Below are 17,853 nucleotides of genomic sequence, written 5' to 3'. Positions count from 1 at the left end.
CAATACTATTCATTAAATACATCTAGTTATTCAGCCGATTTGTCGGGTAATTGGTCAAATAACGTCTAAGTGTATGCGAATATGTTGCTTGTGTTAGAAAATTGTAGCACGAGAGGTGAATTGCGCAGTGAATTATGGGGCGCATTGTGACTGGAATAATAAAATGGTAAATAAATGTGATTTTGATCTAACTAACTTCTTGGCCAGAAATTCAGTTAGCCTTATCTATTTTAAGGTTGTTAGTGGTGTCAAAATACCGTTCAGCGTTTCTTGTACCGTTGCAGTGTGAACCTATTGAGCCAAATCCGATTGAAGCATGTCGCTTCAATCGGATCGAAATTTTATGCTTTTTGTTGACGGCTAAGTATGTATAGGTAACTCCAGTAAATCAGAGCTGTAGAAAAAGCCAATATTGCTGGGAAAACCAGCGTATATAAACCATATACCGTAAATAGAGCCGCTCCCGCGACGCCGCCAAACAAAAAGCCAAAGAAAATGAATAGGAATAATTTTGCTTTACGTCGGTCAAATTGACGACCTCTCAAGCTCTCTCCAATCATAATCCCTAGATCGGTGATGATTCCGGTCATATGTGTGGTTCTGACTACTGCGCCGCTAAACGTGGTGATCATTGCGTTTTGTAATCCACATGCTGCTGATGCTAGATATTGGCCGTACAAATCCCCTTGCACCAAAAAGCCCAAGCTGAGTAAGAGCAAGCTCCCTTCTATGCACAGTGCAACACCATATCTTCGCCCTAGTTTTAACGCACTGCTTTCAATAAAAAAGCCGCTAAAGGCAGCGCCAATCAAAAAGCTAAATACGATGAAGAGCAGGTGAATGGAGCTATCCACACCTGTTAGCAAGCTGTTCCCTAGCTGAGTTACGGTTCCCGAAAGATGAGTTATCGCTTGGTGTTGAAAGCCGAGAAGACCAACGGCGTTGACGCAGCCCGCGAGAAGAGCTAGTAGAAACGCGCCATATTCCACCCAACGAGGAAGTCTGGAAATCACAATAAACCCCCACCAAATATTAGGAGCCGATTATAGCGCTCACACCGAGTTACGAAACCCTTTACAGTAAAACTCGATTGATCATTCTCAAAAAAATCTCACTTATAGGGCGGTTGTCCGAGCCAAAGTAAATACGTGAACGCGGATTGCTCGCTAGCAGATGTGTTCCGTTGTGCATTCGAAACTCACCCACCCGTGTTTCATTTGTTCATAGACTGAAACGGTAGGTTGGTGGAACTCTTTATCGGTAAATAGACCGACGGGAATGATCATGATTTCTGGGTATGCAGCAACGAACAACCTCATTGTCGTGCCGCAGGATGGACAAAAGTCATACTGAACCTCACTGCCATCATCGCCAATTCGGGTATAGCTAGTGACTTCACCGTTTAAAGTGACATGCTCTTTTTCAAAGCGAGCTTGTACCCCAAAAACACTGCCAGTTCGTTTTTGGCATTCGAAGCAATGGCAGACAGACGTGTGGGTGGGCTCTCCCTTACAACGGATCTCAACTAAACCGCAGGCGCACTCGCATGTATGAATGGTTTTTGTCATCGTGATTACCTATTTGTCCCAACACACCGATAGACCTAGAGCACAGAGCTTGTGTCACTGGCTCGTTATTAGCTCTGGACTTGAAACTATTTGGATACAATCAGTTTAGTTTAATTTTGAAACACTTGAAGAGGTGAAATCATTTGGGTATACAATGGTATACTCGCTTTTCGTTTATACCTTGAAACAAGGAAGTCTTCATGACTCACAAAAAAATCCTGCCGATACCACTTATTCTACTTATTCCAATCGTTTTATTGGTTGTGGTTGTGATCGCAGGTGTTTATCGTTTTAGTTTGTCTGATGACGAGATCATGGCTAAGTTTCCTCAAACAGAAGTAGAAACTAACGTTATTGTGCAAGAGACGCTTGGTATCACTGCACGTAATCCTTGGACGATCCAAGTCCCCGAGCAAAGTGCGGTCACTTTTCTTGATGAGTGGGATAAAGAAAACGGCTATTTGATCGGTGACTATGATGCAGGTGCGACAAAAGGTCAGGTACTTGTTCCAACTGCGTCGATTAGCCAGCGTGAGATTGAAGGTGTTTCATGGGTTGTTGCACCGATGATTGTAACGACACAAGGTAGCGGTTCGTTTAACTATGTTGGCTTGTTCAAGTTTGACCCCGTGCCGAGCCGAGTTGTCCTTTTAGACAGTGTTTTTGTTGGTGACCGCGTGAAATTTACTCAGCTCGAATGGAAAAGTGATACAACTATCACGCTTTCATATTTAGCGCACGGTGACGATCAAGCAATGGCAGACACGCCAAATCAATTCAATTCATCCACATTACAGCGTGTAGGGAATAACTTACATATGCAACAGTGATGAATTTTTTTTGAGTTCTGTAAAAATTCAGTATTTTCTGCGCTAGATCTCGAAATTTCCTAGTGATTTCTTATTCGGGAATGCATAAGCTATGAGCCTTGTTTGAAAGGAGATAGTAATTCCCGTGTCTACAAATGAAATTACAAGACGGTTGCCGAATCTGACAAGTCGTAGAGCGCTGCTGTTATACTCCTTGCCAGTTTTAGTTGCGATTGGTGTTTCTCACTCTCTCAAAGAGTCATCTTTAACCAAAACCATCGCATTGAACCTACCTGAATCTCAGGTCGTTGAAAAAATTCTTGATGCGACAACTGCCGAAGTTGTCACTCCCCCGAACTTCGAATATCAAATCCAAGCAGGTGACAACCTAAGCACTATTTTTAGTCAGCTCGGTTTCGGTTACAGCTCGTTAATGAAAGTAATGGAAACGGATTTGAACTACTTGGCACTTGATACACTTAAGCCGGGCAATACGCTCCGTTTCTGGCGTGATGATGCGACAGGCGAGTTAGCGAAAATGGAACTGCAATTTTCTATTGCAGATAAAGTGGTCTACAAGCTGAATAGTGATGGTAGCTATGACTTTACTGATATTTCCATTCCTGGCGTGTGGAGCCAAGAACCTTTAGTTGGCGTTATTCAAGGCAGTTTTTCTTCTTCTGCGAGTCGTTTAGGTTTAACGTCGGCGGAAGTGAGTCAAGTCGTAAGCTTACTCAAAGAACAACTTAACTTTGGACGTGATCTTCGTGCAGGTGATCGATTTGAAGTTGTTCGCCGCTCACAAAGCATCAATGGTGTACCAACAGGTAAGAACGAAATTGAGGCGATTAAGATTTATAATCGCGGCCGCGAGATCACCGCTTACCTTCATACTGATGGTCAATTCTACAATGCCAAAGGTGAAAGCTTACAGCGCGCATTCCAGCGTTACCCTGTAAGTAGTCGTTGGCGTATCAGTTCTGGCTTCAATCCTAATCGTTTACATCCAGTAACGGGGCGTGTTGCGCCGCACAACGGCACTGACTTTGCTGTACCAACCGGTACACCAGTCGTTTCTACTGGTGATGGTACAGTGATCATGACTCGTAAACACCCATATGCGGGTAACTACGTGGTTGTTGAGCACGGCAGCAAATACAAAACCCGTTACTTACACCTAAGTAAGATTTTGGTGAAGAAAGGGCAAAAGGTTTCTCGAGGCCAGCGTATCGGTCTTTCTGGTAAAACAGGTCGAGTGACTGGGCCACACCTTCACTATGAGTTGATTGAATACGGCCGTCCAGTTAACGCTATGCGAGCAAATATCCCAATGGCGAGTTCTGTTCCTAAGAAAGAGATGGCTACTTTTGTCGCGAACAGAGATGAAATGGATAGACTATTACGCGATAAAGAGAAAGCAGTGCTGTAATAAAGTACTTCGCTCAAAAAACAAAAAGAGACTAAGCATAGCTTGGTCTCTTTTACTTTGTGCATTAACTAGATTTGAATTCTATGACAGCAGTCTGTTCAGTACGTTAGGCACTCCGCACTTCACGTTCATTTATCAGGTGTACGATTTCTTCAACACTGTGTGGACGAGAGTAAAAATAACCTTGGATGTAGTGGCAGCCCATTTCAATTAACTTTTGTAGTGCTCTATCGTCTTCTACGCCTTCGGCAATCAAATCCACATCGAGCAGCTCTGCCAATTGCGCTATCAAAAACACTACTTGTTCAGAGGTTGTATTTGAGAGCATGTTCTGCACAAAGGTAGCATCGATTTTGATGCTATCAATCGGATAATTGTGTATATAGTTCAAGCTTGAGTATCCCGTACCAAAATCATCCAGTGCGACTTTAAAACCCAAGTATCGCAACGAGTTAAGTACCATCTGTTCACGGCCACTTTGTGAGAGTAAGACGGTCTCGGTGAGCTCTATAACAAAGTCTTTTGCTTCGTGCTGATACTTTTCAACCATGTTGGTTAAGTGATTAATATAACGGTTGGAATCAACCAACTCATACGCTGAGCAATTGATGGAGAGTTTGACTTTATAGCCTAGGTTCGCTTCGAGTTCTTGCTTTGCGATACACGCGAGTTCAATAATCCGTTCACCTAACTCGATAATCAGGCCTGATTGTTCGGCAGCTTCAATGAACTCCGCTGGAGAGATATTTCCATAGATATTGCTATTCCAACGAGTCAAAATTTCAAAGTAATTCCAGCGGTCGCTCGTGATATCGACGATCGGTTGAACCACTACATACAACTCATCGCTGTCTTGTATATCAGTACTTAGTTGGATTCGCATTGCCTCAATAAGCTGCGTCCTACGGTGGTATAACGCACTAAGGTGTGTGTCGTAATGCTGAATCCGTGTATCGCGGTGTTTTTTACAATCTTTGAGAGCGAGACTGGCATTCAAAATCAGCTCATCGCTGTTCAACATATGTACTGGGGCACGTGCAATACCAATACTAACGGTGAAAGAAATCCGGTTAGATTTGTCGCTGTAGCCGCTTTCAATTTTGTCGAGTACTTCCTGACACACGGCGACAGGATCTTCGTCGTACGTGATGAAGGCGAATTCATCTCCTGCAACACGGAACGCATTGTTTGGCGACGACAAGCTCTGTTGAATGGCGTTAGCTGTGAACTTAATGATTTGGTCGCCGATATAGTTTCCGTTGATATCATTGATCGATTTGAAATTATCGATATCAAGATACGCCAAACTGAATGGGCGAGTCGCCTGCTGCGTTAATGTCTCCAAGGTATCAGCTAAACAGCTACGGTTGAGCAGTCCAGTTAGGTTATCATGCGATACCTCATAGCTAAGCTGATTAAGAAGCTTATCTGAACGTTCACTGACCCACTTTTCACGTAAGCTATGAATAATGACATTGGCATAAAATCGGTGGAAGTCGAGGATATCTTGCGCTTCTTTCGCGTGGATGCTTCGGGTAAAGGTAGACAGTAAAATTCCCAGAACTTCGCCATTTTGTGTCTTCAATGGCAGGCCAATGTAAGCTTGAATGCCATCTTCTTGAAACATCTGATCTTCAGGAAAACGCTTGTATACCTGGTCTTGATAGAAAATATGTTCGCCAATGTCTTTCGCCATTTTTTCACAGGGGGTGCCTGAAAGGTGGTAGCTTAGGTTGTCTGTAATTTTTCCATTGCTGGCGAAGGAAATGGTATGAGCCGAATGCTGAAGATGCGCAACTTCTACAACGCAAGTGCAATGGCTCTGCAAGTGTTGATGAATATCTAGCGTGACTCGGTTTAGCTGAGCCGTGCCGTTTAGCTTCAATATCTCATCAATTTTGTGGAAACTGATTTGTACCTGACCCATTGAGCATTTCACCTAGCGTTGTTATTAACATATCGTGTAAGACACGACGAATTATTATTTGATATGCATCAAATAAACTATCGGTTACTAAGGCAGATTTTTCAAATTTTGTGAACGAACAAATCATTATTTTCATGTTTTTATGCTTGAACCTTTTAAAGCTAGAGCGATAAAAACGCTAAGCTAGGCTCGCTTCTCCTCTTCTAATCGTGATTTGAGATAATCGAGGAATAGCTTAGTTCGGGTATGCTGATAATCCAGCTTTGGATAGTAGGCATATACAGTGGCTTTATCCGCTGTGATATCGGGCAGGATAGGGACTAACGCGCCGGATTTGAGATCATCTTTGATCATGACGTTGTTCGTCATCAAAATACCCATGCCTCTTTTGGCACCATGAAACAGCGCTTCTGGGTTGGTCGTGGCAAAGTTACCGGACAAGCTGATACGCTTACCTCGATTTGTTTTGATTTCTCGTGAGGGCTTTTCACCCCAAATCAGGACATTATGCTCTGTCAGATCCTCAACGCATTGTGGTGTGCCATATTTCTTTAGGTAACTAGGTGCGGCGTAAAACTGGGCTTTATGTTCGAAAAGCGCAGTGGCTTTGAAACTTAGAGAGTTCAGTTGCTCTAATTCCCGGCTAATAAACAGGTCTAAGCTTAGCTCTGGCAATTGGCCTGGTAGCGTTGTTGTTAATTGAAGTGTGATGTCTGGATATTTCTCAAGAAAATCATCAAGATAATGAACTAGAAACTTGGAACCAACGGCCAGCGTTGCCCCAATTTTTAATAGCCCTGCTGGTGATTGGTTGACTGAGCGAGTCTCATCTAATACCGATTGCCATGAATCAAGCTGACTTTTTGCTCGTTGATAAAACAGAGCACCAGCTTCAGTTTGGCTAATTGAGCGGGTTGTACGTTTGAGTAGTTGAACGCCAATTTTATCTTCTAGCCATTGAACTCGCTTACTGATAGCTGAGCTGGTGGTATTGAGTTTCCGCGCTGCTGCATTAAAGCTACCTTCTTCGACCACACGAATATAACTCTTCACGCTTTGAATCCAGTCCATTGTATCTCCTTGGGAATTAATTCCTTTCCAACTTAGCTGATTATCATCTTTGAGTATCAAATATACACTGTTTGCCATCAATCTGTCACAAAGTAGGAGGAACGTTTGCGTAAAACACCATTGTTATTAGCTATGATGATCATTGCCACAGGCCAAGTTGGCGTTAGTATTTATCTTCCTTCTTTGCCATTGATTGGTCATGACTTGAATTTGCCGCAACATTCGATTCAGAATCTCGTCACGCTATTTCTCGTTGGCTTCGGTATCTCTCAGCTTTTTTACGGCCCATTGTCTGATGCGATTGGTCGTCGGCCGGTGTTTATTCTGGGGCAAAGTGTATATCTAGTTGGTACGGTTATTTGCATCGCGTTTTCGGACAATATTGTTGCCCTTGAAGCGGGACGGTTACTGCAAGGCCTAGGAGCGGGCAGCGCTTCGGTACTTGGTCGGTCAGTACTGCGTGATAGTTATGACGGTATGCAATTAACCAAAGCGCTATCTTATATTTCAGTCACTGCTTCAGTGATGCCAATTATTGCTCCGCTGTTTGGTGGCTGGATTGCTTTTCACCTGAGTTGGCATGCTGTCTTCGTGTTTGTGCTGATTTACTTAATGGCAATTTTTACACTTGGTTTATTGGTGCTGCCAGAAACGCTGCCTTATCCGAAGAGAAAATTTAAAGTAGGCGAAGTAAGCGCGAACTATTTGCGTCTGTTAACGAATACACAAGTGATTGGTAGTGCGAGCTACAACTGGCTTAGTTATTTATCGGCTCTGGTTACGCTCTCCCTGTATCCATTTTTAATGCAACAAGAGTTAGGATTAACGGCGGCAGATTACGGCTCTTTGATGATCATACCATCAGTTGGTTTGCTGACGGGTAGCTTAGTGCTGAACTTGATCAATGCTCGTTACAAAGCTCAGCAAATCTTGCTGATGAGTTTCGCGATTGTTGCTGTTGCAGGCTTCATGTTGTTGGTTACCCCCTTCAGTGTATTTTCATTGCTGACGGCATTCACGTGTTTAAGTTTTGCTCAAGGAATGTCATTCCCGGTCTCGATCAGTTTGCTACTTTCACCACATAAGCAACAGGCAGGCGCGGTTTCTGCGCTATCTGGTTCTATTCAAATGTGTTTAGCAGGTTTGTTTGGTGGGTACTTAGTAGACTCATGGGTTACGAATCAGCAGCAGCTTGGGGTGTTTTATTTGTTTATTGCGTTACTTTCTTGCTTTGTTCTTGTACTAAGCCAATTTCGTAAAGTGCCAGAAGGGACGGTTCAAGCAGAAACTTCCATCTGAATATACTTGCAACCAGAAGGTCGGCTTTCTAAAATGCGCAGCTAAATTAAGTCTGGCCTGTTGTGTATACTGAATGACTTGGTTTGAAAGGAAGAGGGCGAACCTTGATACTTCTCTCAAGCTTGGAATATATTTCTGCCCAATGGCTATCCGATCTCTAATCGTTAGGTGAAAGAATGCAACAAAACGAATTTGAAACACTGGTAAAAGAAATTACTCAGCAAGAAAGCATGCCAAAGGCACTTGAAATCTTGAAGGCGTGTGAGGAAGAAGAAGTTGCACAAGCGGCGCAATCCCTAACGGGTCAGTTTGGCCTTGCAGAAGTTGATGGTGAGAAACGTATTTACCATATTACCACTCAAGAAGATGAATCCGGAGAAGAGCAAGAATACGTAGAGCACGTCATGAATGAAGGCGATCACTTGATCAAGTTTGCTGCGTGGTTCTTTGAAACATTCTTTGAAATCAAACAGAAAGATACGTACGTCGCAGCGGGTAAAACATACCAACAACCTAAGCGATAGACGCTCATTTCAAGAAATCCACGAAAATCAAACTGAAAGTTAATTACAAAATAAATGTGACTGGAGTCTTGTTTTTATCTAATTGTGGTGTAAAATTACTACATAGTTAAGTCAATACATTCAGGAGAAGGTCATGGGTAACGAACTTGGTGGTGCTTATATTGGCCAGATGATTGCAAAAGACGCGATGCACAAAGCGCTTTACGGTAAAGCGAAGAAGAAAAAAGCTTCTGTTTTTGCTCGTGTTATTAAAAAACTGGCGAAATAATTTAAAAAGCCCTGATTGAAAAATCAGGGCTTTTTGCTTTTCTCTGTTTTGTTGTTAGTAAGTAGCCAACATATTGCACAACATTGGCAAAACGCTACTCAAAGATTGATGACATTTAAATCTAGAATTACGCGGATTGGCTTGGTATCTCCACAACATTGTTAGGCACTTTATCTAGCCCCTTTGCTGATAACCACTTTTCTAAATCGTCAGCGCCTCCAATATATTTTCCATCTAACCAAATTTGCGGCACTGTTACCGGTGTTTTTTCGCCAATGATGGCTTTTACTTCAGGAATCATGCGGTATAAGGCGGCGCTGTCTTTAACTACATCATGGTACTCATACTGAACGCCAGCCTCGTCAAGTAATTGTTTGGCTTTGACACAGTAAGGGCAAGTTGCTTTACCATAAACAATGTTGCCTTTTAGCTCATCGCGTTTTACCCACTCAGCAATAACAGACTGTACAAGCACACCCCGATTCAATGCTTCTCCTTGGCTGATAACTTTCCCTTCGACAAGAAGAATGGGTGCATGCCAAGCACCAGCTTTTAATGGTTCCCACCAGTGCGATAACCAATCTTTTACTTCAAGTTCAACGGGCACATCGGCTAGTTCGTTTTCAAAAGTATCCTTTAAAATATCTTTGGTTAATGTACATTCACCACAAGGAATATTGACTTTGAATGGGCCCCAACTACCAGCCCAGCGATACAGTGTAATTTTGATTGGTTGACTCATATGGGTTCCTCATTTCCTTTCCTGAAAATATAGAACTTTTAAATTAGATTTTTCTTTCAACTAACTTTGTCTTTTTCGCTTCCCAATGCGTAATAAACGCAATAGATGCAATAATAATCGCAGCACCTAACCATAAACGACCAGGTGGCACCCAACCAAACACCAACCAACCAGCAACAACATTCAAAGGCAGTTTGGCGTGATCAAATGGTTGCACAAATGAGGCGTCTGCTACTGCATATGCTTTAACGATAGCCCATTGAGCGAGTGCTGTAAGTGCACCTGCGGCTAAAAGCACACCCCATATCGTCCACGTATCTGGCATAGTAAACGTCGGTATCGCTAACAAGATATTAAATGGTGTTATCAGCAGCAATAAATAGACAACCATGGTTGATGGCGGATCGTTTACCGACATTTTTTTAACCATTAATGAATACGCTGCCCAGAAAAATGCGGCGCCAACAGGGAGCAGGGTCGCCCATGTAAATGAGTCTGCCCAAGGCTCAAGAATGATCATGGCACCAACAAACCCCGTCAATGTCGCTAACCAGCGTGCAGTACCTACTTTCTCTTTGAGTAACAAGCCAGAACCAACTGTGGCAAATAACGGGGAGGTCATGAGAAGTGCAATACCTTGCCAAATTGGAACTGGGTAAGCGAGAGCCCATAACCAAAGTTGAATCCCGATAACAGAGAGAAAAATGCGGAATGCATGCCAGCCAAAGTGTTGGGTTCTTAAAGAACGTCTAATCCCAAGTGTACGTAGGTAGGGCAGAATAACAAATAAGGCGATTGCATATTGGAATAACGCAAATGTGGTGGAAGAGACACCAAAGTTGATGCTAGCAATTTGGGCGAAGCTGTTCACTATGGCGAATGCCAAGCCAGCTGTTAGCATCCAGGACGCACCTTGAACAGGATGATGATTCAATTGAAAAATTCCAGTTTGATAGAGGTGGCGGGATCATACGTCCTATTGTTTTTCGCGCCAATAAAAAAATGCCTCCCAGAGGGAGGCGACATTACCAATTCAAAGGACGTGCCTGTTATAACAGGTACAAAGAACGAGAAGCACAAACGCTGCCATGCATTTGCATAAATAATATTGCAGAACACGTGCCAACTTTTATCTGTTTGATTTTAAATGTTTTTTTGGTTTTTCTATGTTGTCGATTAGATCAAACGCACTAACTTAGTGAGCAATCGCATTAAAAGAGGGCAGAAGTAGGCGTCGTTACGGTCGTTTTTCATTGCTGAGCGATGCTTCGATAGTGTGAAAACTTATCGAGTTGTGTTGGGTTACATAAAAAATGGCCAGCAAAGGTGCTGGCCAAGTGGACTCGCTCTTAGGACAAGAGTGAATTAGAAATCGTAACGTACGCCTAGGCGCAGTGTATCTTCGCCTTCTGTTACTAGACCTGTTGTTGCATCTTTTGCTTCATCAAGTTGGTTGATGTAGTAAGACAGGTAAGTACGGAAGTTGCTGTTTAGTTTGTAGTAACCAACAAGCTCGATACCTTCAACGGTGTCGTACTTTGAACCGTTGTCTGGATCATTCTCTTGAGCTGTGTATAGAGCTGCAAGCGTCACTTTGCTTGCTACTTTGTAGCTTGCGACTAGCTCGTAAGCCGTAAAGTCTTCAGAGTCAGTCAGGGAACCTTGAGAATAAGTACCTGCTAGGTAAAGGTTGTCCATCGAGTAAGCGATACCACCTAGAATTTGATCTTCAGAGTTATCTTTATCTACATCGCCACCAGAGTATGCAAGACCAAAGTCGAGGCCCATTGGTAGTGAGTACATTCCAGAGATGCCGTATTTATCTTCGTTATCGCTAGAGTTTGCTTGGTAGGTTGCTTGAAGTTGTAGTGCATCAAACGCACCACGGTATGCGAAAACGCTGTCTTGCTTATCAGACGACGAATCAATAACTTGCTGAACACCAGAGAATTCAGTGATATCCGTCATGTCAGAGATGATGACTGCAGCCATGTCTTGACGACCTACAGAGAAAGCACCGATATCAGAGTCGACGCCTGCATACATGTAGCGGTTTTTGAATTCACTCTTGCCCGTTTTTTGTTCGGCTTCGTAAACACCGAAAGCAGAAAGGCCGTTGCCGATGTCTGTTTTACCTTTTAGGTTAAGACGAGCACGGCTTTTATCTTCCATAGAACCTTCAACTTCAGCACCGTCTGAACCGATGAAGTCACCACGAAACTCAACGCGGCCGCCAACTTTTAATTCAGTACCGTCGTTTTTGTATACAGTTGCTGCGAATGATGGTGCTGATACCAATGCTGTAAGAATTGCAGTAGTTAGTGCTGCCTTTTTCATTTTCTTATTACCCTAGTTGTAATCGATGGGCTTTCTTGCCCGATGTGTTGATGACGCTAAGGTAAAGGCTGAAAATGAAAGATAGATTTCTGTTAAGTTATGATTTGATTGCACTTTTATTGCTGGCGAGAATAAGTGCCCCTTCTCATACCACTTATAAAAAGAAAGGTTTATCTTTTTTGAGGTTTTTTCCTCTCCGTTGAAGACTGTGTTTTTTTCAAAAAGTTCCTGAATTGTTTCTTGACCCTAAATGTAAGTAAACATTTCAATTTGGCAGGGAAGTTTGGCCTAAAAATAGCGAATCATCAGCTATTTGTGAGCTAACTCTCTCTAAAGCATTTCTTATTGTAAGGTTTTTATTTCTCGATTTCTTGAAGGCTAAGTAAACGATTGCTTTTTAGGTTTTGTCTGAGATCTTTTCACTCGGTTGTCAGGAACTAATCAAATAAAGTGTTGGCAGTTGTTACACAAAGGTAAAACTAATCTGGTGGAAACGATGCCTCGGATAGCCTTTGTATTCCTCTCTTTGTTCATCATTTCGTTTTTACGAAAGTGAACCAAAGCCGGGTCTAAAACTGACTAACCAACTAATAAGTAATGGATTTAGAAATGAATAAAAAATTATTAGCAGCGGCAATCGCGGCAGCAACTTTCGGTACTCAAGCAGTTGCAGTGGAACTATATAATAACGATGGCACAACATTTTCGATGGGCGGCCACGTTTCTGTTAATTTAAATGGATCAGAGCAAGGTGACACGGATGTGGGTACTAACTCTCCTCGTATCAATATCTCTGCGACACAGGATTTGGGTAATGGCTTCACCGCAGACGCACGTGGTGAATGGGCGCTAAACTACTTAGACGGTGGTGAAGAGTCGTTTAAAACTCGTCTAGGTTACTTAGGTATAACGCATGAGGTTTATGGTCGTGCAGTAGGTGGTACGCAATGGTCACCTTACTACGATGTCGCAGGTATTGCAGATATGCCAATCGCGTTTGCCAACGACTTCATCTATGACGATCATGGAAACCTTGGCACTGGCCGTGCGGATAAAATGCTTTCTTACCGTAATGCCATCGAGTTGGGTGAAGCGGGTGTGATCAACTTTGGTCTTGGTTGGCAGGGTGCAAACGATGATTACACGCGCAACGATGCTGGAGTTATAACTGGCGGTGCTAAATACGATGACCGTGTGCAAGCTGCGCTTTCTTACTCAATCATGGGCGCTAAAATCGGTTATTCATACAATGGCGGTGATTTCCAGCACCCTGCATATGCAGGTAAGCACACGGCGGAATCACACGTTGTATCAGCATCTTACGGTGCGTACGGCCAAGGCCTATTCCTTGCTGCGGTTTATGGTTCAAACGAAAACATGAACTTCAGTGCAAAAGGCGACCGTTTAGAAGAAAGTGATGTGTACGAAGCGATCATCGCATACGCTCTGGCGAACAGCCTAAACTTGAGTGTTAACTATGAGATGGTGGAAGGTAAAGAGTTTAAGAGCTCTAAAACAGAAACTGCTCGTGAAGAAATGGCACTACAAGCAGAATATAACTTCACGCCTAAATTTGTTGGTTACGCGGGTTACCAGTTTGACCTAAATGACGACAATGGTCGTGAAACTGATGACAAATGGGCGTTAGGTGCTCGTTACTACCTATAATAGGGTTTAGCGAGAACTATTATTCAAGCTCATTGATCTAAAGCCAGCCTCGTGCTGGCTTTTTTGTCTATTTGTTTTACAAATACTTTGCTGTTTCAATTAGATGATACAAAACTCAAAACGGGGTGAATGTCTTATTTTTTACACTAGAGGTTGCTATTTAGTGTCGTTAAGTCAATAGGTTAGATTATGATGGGATTTTTGTTTTGCAGGGAAGAATGATGAGTGTTATTCAAGTTGAAGAAAAGAAAGTAGAAGTGGGTAAAGTGCTTTGTGTTGGACGAAATTACGTTGAACATATTCATGAGCTTAATAATGCAATGCCTGAGCAAATGGTGGTATTTAATAAACCCGCAACTTCCGTATCAACAACTCTGCGTTCATTCCATCAAGAGCCCCTTCATTATGAGGCTGAAATCTGCTTTTTGATCAAGGATGGACGTTATTCAGCGGTTGGTTTGGGATTGGATCTGACCAAGCGTGGTTTGCAATCCTCGCTTAAAAATCAGGGGTTGCCGTGGGAGCGTGCTAAGGCATTTGATGGCTCTGCTGTGTTTAGTCGGTTTGTCTCTTTGGATAACATTGATATCAATGATCTTAACCTTGAGCTCTTAATCAACTGTGTTCGTGTACAAAAAGGTCACGTTAACCAAATGCTCTATCCGCCGCTAACTATCCTGGATGAATTAACCAGTTACACAACACTTCAAGATGGCGATGTAGTGATGACTGGTACACCAAAGGGCGTTGGTGAGGTACATGAAGGTGACATCTTCCTTGGTCGATTAAAGTGTGGCGATGTCACCTTGTTGGAGATTGAGTGGTTGGCGGATTAAAGCCAAATTCGCAGAACGAGAAATACCACCATACTGATGACCGTCGTTAAAAGAACATTTTTAGTAAAATACGCGATTAAAGCAGCCAGTACGGCAGCCAGTAAAAATGGGTTTTGCACATTGACGCTGAGCTCCCCATCGGGAATGAAAACGATAGGTGCCCAGATCGCAGTCAGTACTGCGGGGCTAGCGTAATTGAGTACTTTTTGAGTGCGCGTCCCTAATCGCAATGGTAGCTTGGGTTCTAAAAACAAGTAGCGGCTGGTGAAAACAAGTACCGTCATCAGCAAAATAGCCAACATGATCATTAGCGTTTCTCCTTTACTTGTTCCACAAAGTAACCAGTAAGCATGGCTAAAATGCTCGAAATCATCAAACTTCCCTCAATTTGATAATAGGTTAGGGCAACTGAGCTCACCAAAGCTACAATAACACTCGCGAGCACCGCTGCATTTTTAATGGTGGGTACTACTATCGCGATAAAAGTAGCGGCTACAGCAAATTCCAAACCCATTTCGTTCAGTTCAGGGATTAGACTTCCCGCAATAATGCCCGTCAATGTCGCGACATTCCAAAACAGGTAAAAACTCAGACCAGCCCCAAGTGCATACCAGCGATTAAACTGTTTATCGGAATGGTGGCCTACAATCGCAAACAGCTCGTCAGTAAGTAAGAAGCCGAGTGATAATCGCCATTTTAGAGGGAGCGGTGCAATTTTACTGCGCATCGATACACTGTAGAGGAAATGTCGAGAGGTGATAAAAAACGTTGTCAGTAACATGGTCACTAGACCTGCTCCGGTTTTAATCATTCCCATCGCGACGAGCTGTGCAGAACCTGCGAACAAAATGGCGGATAGTGCTTGTCCTTCCAAAGGGTGAAGCCCAGTATCAATTGCGAATGAGCCTGCGAGTAAGCCCCAAGGGAGCACTGCGATACTCAGAGGCATCATCGCAAGTGTACCTTGCCAAAATAGCGTGGCTTTTGATTCTTTTTGTAACGGCAAAGTGTGGTCCATGGTTTCTTCTTATTTATTCCTAAATCAGATTACCAAGATAGCTCGGTAGTCGCATAGCGCCTTGTACAATATTGCTGCTTTAGCTGTGACGGACGTATTGGCCGGGAGTGACGCCCATGGCTTTTTTAAAGTGTCGATGCAGATGGCTTTGATCATGGAAACCGCATTCTTGTGCCACGTCTGAAATTTTTTGTCCCATTTTTAATAGCTTCTTCGCCATACGTAAACGTTGCTGAATTTGATAGGCATGAGGCGGAAAGCCAAATTGCTTTTGAAACTCTCTCAGCAGATGAAAAGGGCTTAATCCAGACAGTTTCGCGAGTTCTTCTAGTGAGACGTCCGTTTGTGGAAAGTCTTCCAAAAATTCTCTGACGAGCTGCACTTGTCGCTGAGCTCTGGTTGACTCTTTCAGTGGTGCCCGATGAGTGCTGTGTTTACTGGCTAGCTTGATCAACGTGCCGTAAACCAAAGTTTCTCTCAATAAACGGTTGTCTGATTTTTCTAGTGTTTCAAATACCAGTCGTAACTGACTAGCCAGCTCAGGATCGTAAACCACAGGTTGAGGGAAATAGGGCAGAGCTACATTTGGTGAGCCAAGCTCTTGTCCTAAAGTTTGAAACTGCTGAGGTACGGGGTACATTGCTTTGTATTCCCAGCCGCCTTCCGAGGCTGAATGCCCGTTGTGTACTTCATCTGCATTAACAAGGATGATGCTGTCCTGTGGCGCGATATGATTCCCGCCCGTCCTAAAAAATTGTTGTGCCCCTTTTTCGATGACACCAATAGTGTAACCTTCGTGGCTATGGCGTGAAAAATTCTGCTTCTCATACTTTGCATCGAGAAGCTCTAAACCTCCGAGCTCTTGAGCTATCTTGAAGGTAGCGATTTCCTTATTCTTTTCTTTCATCTTTATCCGGTCTGCTCAAGAAAATCATTTTAGAAGTGTAACGGATCCATCGTGCTTATTTTTGTACAAAATTGCTATTCGATTTTGATAAACAGGCGAATTGATTGCTATTTTTCGGCTGGGCAAACTATGATTTTTATTTTTTGATTTATCTTGGCTATTTTGGGCTGGATGATGTCATTTTGTTGGTATAACATTCGCCGCCTTGTTGTAGAAAAGCGGTTCCATCATGATTGATTTATCTGTACTTCCTGTTTATCTCACCGCAGTTGTCGCCTTATTGCTCTTACCAGGGCCTGATATGTTGCTGATAGCGAGCTCAAGTATGAGTTACGGTAAGAAGGTCGGTCTTTTTGCTAGCTTAGGCAATGCGACGTCTGGTGTTATTCTTACTTTGCTTGCTGCAATGGGCGTATCTACCCTGATTGCCATGAGCCCAATAGCCCTTAAAGTCCTTCATCTATTAGGTGGCGCTTACTTGCTAAAAATGGGTTGGGACTGCTTACGAGCTGAGGCATCTTCGGCTCCAGAGCTTGATGGTCAAAACAAAATGGCATCAACTTATTATCAGCGTGCTTTGATGAGTAATTTGCTTAACCCTAAAGCCTTGGTCTTTTTTGTAATGTTTTTGCCGCAGTTTGTCTCAAGCAATATCACGGCATCTTCCGGTGAGCAGATGCTAGCGCTAGGGTTATTGTTGAACGTTCTTGGCTTGTCATTCAATTTATTACTTGTTGGGTTAGCAGGCACATTGGGCAAAGGGCTGCTCGAGAACGAAAAATTCCGCACGTATCAGCATAAACTAATGGGGTTAGTGTTTGTTATTCTGGCGTTGTGGATGCTGAGTAGTTTCGCCTTGTAAAGTTATCATATTCCATCAGAAAGCCAGCAATTGCTGGCTTTTTGTTTTAGGATATTGGTGTTTCCTAAGGAGAGGATATATGAAGCTTGAATTTTGTTTAAATCCAGATCAAACAGACCTTGATTTTGTTCGTGAAGGTATTCGATCTTATAACCGACTGCATTTACCAGAAGGGGAAGTGCATGCTGTAGGCTGTTTCGCAAAAGATGAGAATGGCAAGATCATGGGTGGCTTGACTGGCGAAATGTTTAAAAATACGGTGTTTGTTGAGTTTTTGTGGGTAGACGCTGAAAGTCGAACCTCTGGTCTCGGTAGCCAATTAATGTCGATGCTAGAACAAAAAGTAAAGCCTCACGGGGTTACCCATGTTTATTTGGATACCTACAGCTTTCAAGCTCTTGAGTTCTATCTCAAATTAGGTTTTGAGAAAGTGGGGCAGTACTCAGGCTATCCTGCAGAAGGCATCCACAAGTACTTTCTACAAAAGGAAATTGTAGGCTAGGGAAAAGCACGGGTTAGCTTGACTTGTTCTAGTCAAAATCAAAAAAAGAGGCGCGAATTTGCGCCTCTTGTTGTATCAAATATCTA

Annotated in this window: 19 protein-coding genes; 9 read left to right on the top strand and 10 right to left on the bottom strand. The window is 43.0% G+C overall.

The window, feature by feature from the left end; translation table 11 throughout:
- Positions 1-341: 341 nt before the first annotated feature.
- Positions 342-1,013: a YoaK family protein gene (locus tag R7044_RS18575; RefSeq protein ID WP_005375484.1), complete on the bottom strand. Its 672-nt coding sequence runs from the start codon at positions 1,011-1,013 to the stop codon at positions 342-344.
- A 153-nt stretch (positions 1,014-1,166) separates the two neighbouring features.
- Positions 1,167-1,568 carry a GFA family protein gene (locus R7044_RS18570; protein ID WP_025768472.1) on the bottom strand — a complete coding sequence of 134 codons (402 nt, stop codon included), beginning with the start codon at positions 1,566-1,568 and terminating at the stop codon, positions 1,167-1,169.
- Between the two features lie 200 nt (positions 1,569-1,768).
- On the opposite strand from R7044_RS18570, the gene R7044_RS18565 reads away from it, so the two are divergent.
- Together R7044_RS18565 and R7044_RS18560 are read left to right on the top strand one after the other, a co-directional pair.
- Positions 1,769-2,398: a hypothetical protein gene (locus R7044_RS18565; protein WP_170890029.1), complete on the top strand. Its 630-nt coding sequence runs from the start codon at positions 1,769-1,771 to the stop codon at positions 2,396-2,398.
- 124 nt (positions 2,399-2,522) lie between these two features.
- On the top strand, positions 2,523-3,806 hold the full coding sequence (locus tag R7044_RS18560) for a peptidoglycan DD-metalloendopeptidase family protein (RefSeq protein ID WP_025768471.1): 1,284 nt from the start codon (positions 2,523-2,525) through the stop codon (positions 3,804-3,806).
- Positions 3,807-3,912: 106 nt separating this feature from the next.
- Here R7044_RS18560 and R7044_RS18555 read toward each other — a convergent pair whose 3' ends face one another.
- Positions 3,913-5,733, bottom strand: coding sequence for a putative bifunctional diguanylate cyclase/phosphodiesterase (locus R7044_RS18555; protein ID WP_225455742.1), 1,821 nt, complete (start codon positions 5,731-5,733; stop codon positions 3,913-3,915).
- Positions 5,734-5,916: 183 nt separating this feature from the next.
- Positions 5,917-6,804, bottom strand: coding sequence for a LysR family transcriptional regulator (locus R7044_RS18550; protein ID WP_017635852.1), 888 nt, complete (start codon positions 6,802-6,804; stop codon positions 5,917-5,919).
- Positions 6,805-6,909: 105 nt separating this feature from the next.
- On the opposite strand from R7044_RS18550, the gene R7044_RS18545 reads away from it, so the two are divergent.
- The 3 genes from R7044_RS18545 (at position 6,910) to R7044_RS18535 (ending at position 8,895) form a co-directional block, all read left to right on the top strand.
- The gene (locus R7044_RS18545; RefSeq protein WP_017821607.1) at positions 6,910-8,103 is read left to right on the top strand and encodes a multidrug effflux MFS transporter; all 1,194 of its coding nucleotides are present in this window, start codon (positions 6,910-6,912) and stop codon (positions 8,101-8,103) included.
- Between the two features lie 176 nt (positions 8,104-8,279).
- Positions 8,280-8,627 carry a hypothetical protein gene (locus R7044_RS18540; protein WP_005375501.1) on the top strand — a complete coding sequence of 116 codons (348 nt, stop codon included), beginning with the start codon at positions 8,280-8,282 and terminating at the stop codon, positions 8,625-8,627.
- A 133-nt stretch (positions 8,628-8,760) separates the two neighbouring features.
- Entirely contained in the window at positions 8,761-8,895 is a 135-nt protein-coding gene (locus R7044_RS18535) for a hypothetical protein (RefSeq protein WP_017635854.1), read from the top strand.
- Between the two features lie 127 nt (positions 8,896-9,022).
- Here the strand turns inward: R7044_RS18535 and R7044_RS18530 are convergent, their stop codons facing one another.
- The 3 genes from R7044_RS18530 to R7044_RS18520 all read right to left on the bottom strand — a co-directional run bounded on the left by R7044_RS18530 (position 9,023) and on the right by R7044_RS18520 (position 11,974).
- Positions 9,023-9,637: a glutaredoxin domain-containing protein gene (locus tag R7044_RS18530; protein ID WP_005385185.1), complete on the bottom strand. Its 615-nt coding sequence runs from the start codon at positions 9,635-9,637 to the stop codon at positions 9,023-9,025.
- 43 nt (positions 9,638-9,680) lie between these two features.
- Positions 9,681-10,538: a DMT family transporter gene (locus tag R7044_RS18525; protein ID WP_005375542.1), complete on the bottom strand. Its 858-nt coding sequence runs from the start codon at positions 10,536-10,538 to the stop codon at positions 9,681-9,683.
- A gap of 464 nt (positions 10,539-11,002) precedes the next feature.
- Positions 11,003-11,974 carry a porin gene (locus R7044_RS18520; RefSeq protein WP_005375535.1) on the bottom strand — a complete coding sequence of 324 codons (972 nt, stop codon included), beginning with the start codon at positions 11,972-11,974 and terminating at the stop codon, positions 11,003-11,005.
- Between the two features lie 609 nt (positions 11,975-12,583).
- On the opposite strand from R7044_RS18520, the gene R7044_RS18515 reads away from it, so the two are divergent.
- Together R7044_RS18515 and R7044_RS18510 are read left to right on the top strand one after the other, a co-directional pair.
- Entirely contained in the window at positions 12,584-13,642 is a 1,059-nt protein-coding gene (locus R7044_RS18515; RefSeq protein ID WP_047101621.1) for a porin, read from the top strand.
- Between the two features lie 221 nt (positions 13,643-13,863).
- On the top strand, positions 13,864-14,478 hold the full coding sequence (locus R7044_RS18510; RefSeq protein WP_017635857.1) for a fumarylacetoacetate hydrolase family protein: 615 nt from the start codon (positions 13,864-13,866) through the stop codon (positions 14,476-14,478).
- Here the strand turns inward: R7044_RS18510 and R7044_RS18505 are convergent.
- The 3 genes from R7044_RS18505 to R7044_RS18495 form a co-directional block, all read right to left on the bottom strand.
- Positions 14,475-14,786, bottom strand: a complete 312-nt coding sequence (locus R7044_RS18505) for an AzlD domain-containing protein (RefSeq protein ID WP_005385193.1) — start codon at positions 14,784-14,786, stop codon at positions 14,475-14,477. The genes R7044_RS18510 and R7044_RS18505 overlap by 4 nt on opposite strands.
- Complete coding sequence (locus tag R7044_RS18500; RefSeq protein ID WP_005375526.1) at positions 14,786-15,496, bottom strand: AzlC family ABC transporter permease; 711 nt, start codon at positions 15,494-15,496, stop codon at positions 14,786-14,788. Before R7044_RS18500 ends, R7044_RS18505 begins: the two co-directional genes overlap by 1 nt.
- A gap of 79 nt (positions 15,497-15,575) precedes the next feature.
- Entirely contained in the window at positions 15,576-16,403 is an 828-nt protein-coding gene (locus R7044_RS18495) for an AraC family transcriptional regulator (RefSeq protein ID WP_005385198.1), read from the bottom strand.
- Between the two features lie 229 nt (positions 16,404-16,632).
- Between R7044_RS18495 and R7044_RS18490 the strand changes: the two genes are divergently transcribed.
- Together R7044_RS18490 and R7044_RS18485 are read left to right on the top strand one after the other, a co-directional pair.
- Positions 16,633-17,265, top strand: coding sequence for a LysE family translocator (locus R7044_RS18490; RefSeq protein WP_005375522.1), 633 nt, complete (start codon positions 16,633-16,635; stop codon positions 17,263-17,265).
- 79 nt (positions 17,266-17,344) lie between these two features.
- A complete protein-coding gene (locus R7044_RS18485) occupies positions 17,345-17,767 on the top strand; it encodes a GNAT family N-acetyltransferase (protein ID WP_005375519.1) in 423 nt (140 codons plus the stop codon).
- Positions 17,768-17,853 lie beyond the last annotated feature (86 nt).

The organism is Vibrio sp. 1402 (genome assembly GCF_033340275.1).
The sequence above is the reverse complement of the archived record's forward strand: the minus strand, read 5'-3'. Positions and strand labels throughout refer to the sequence as shown.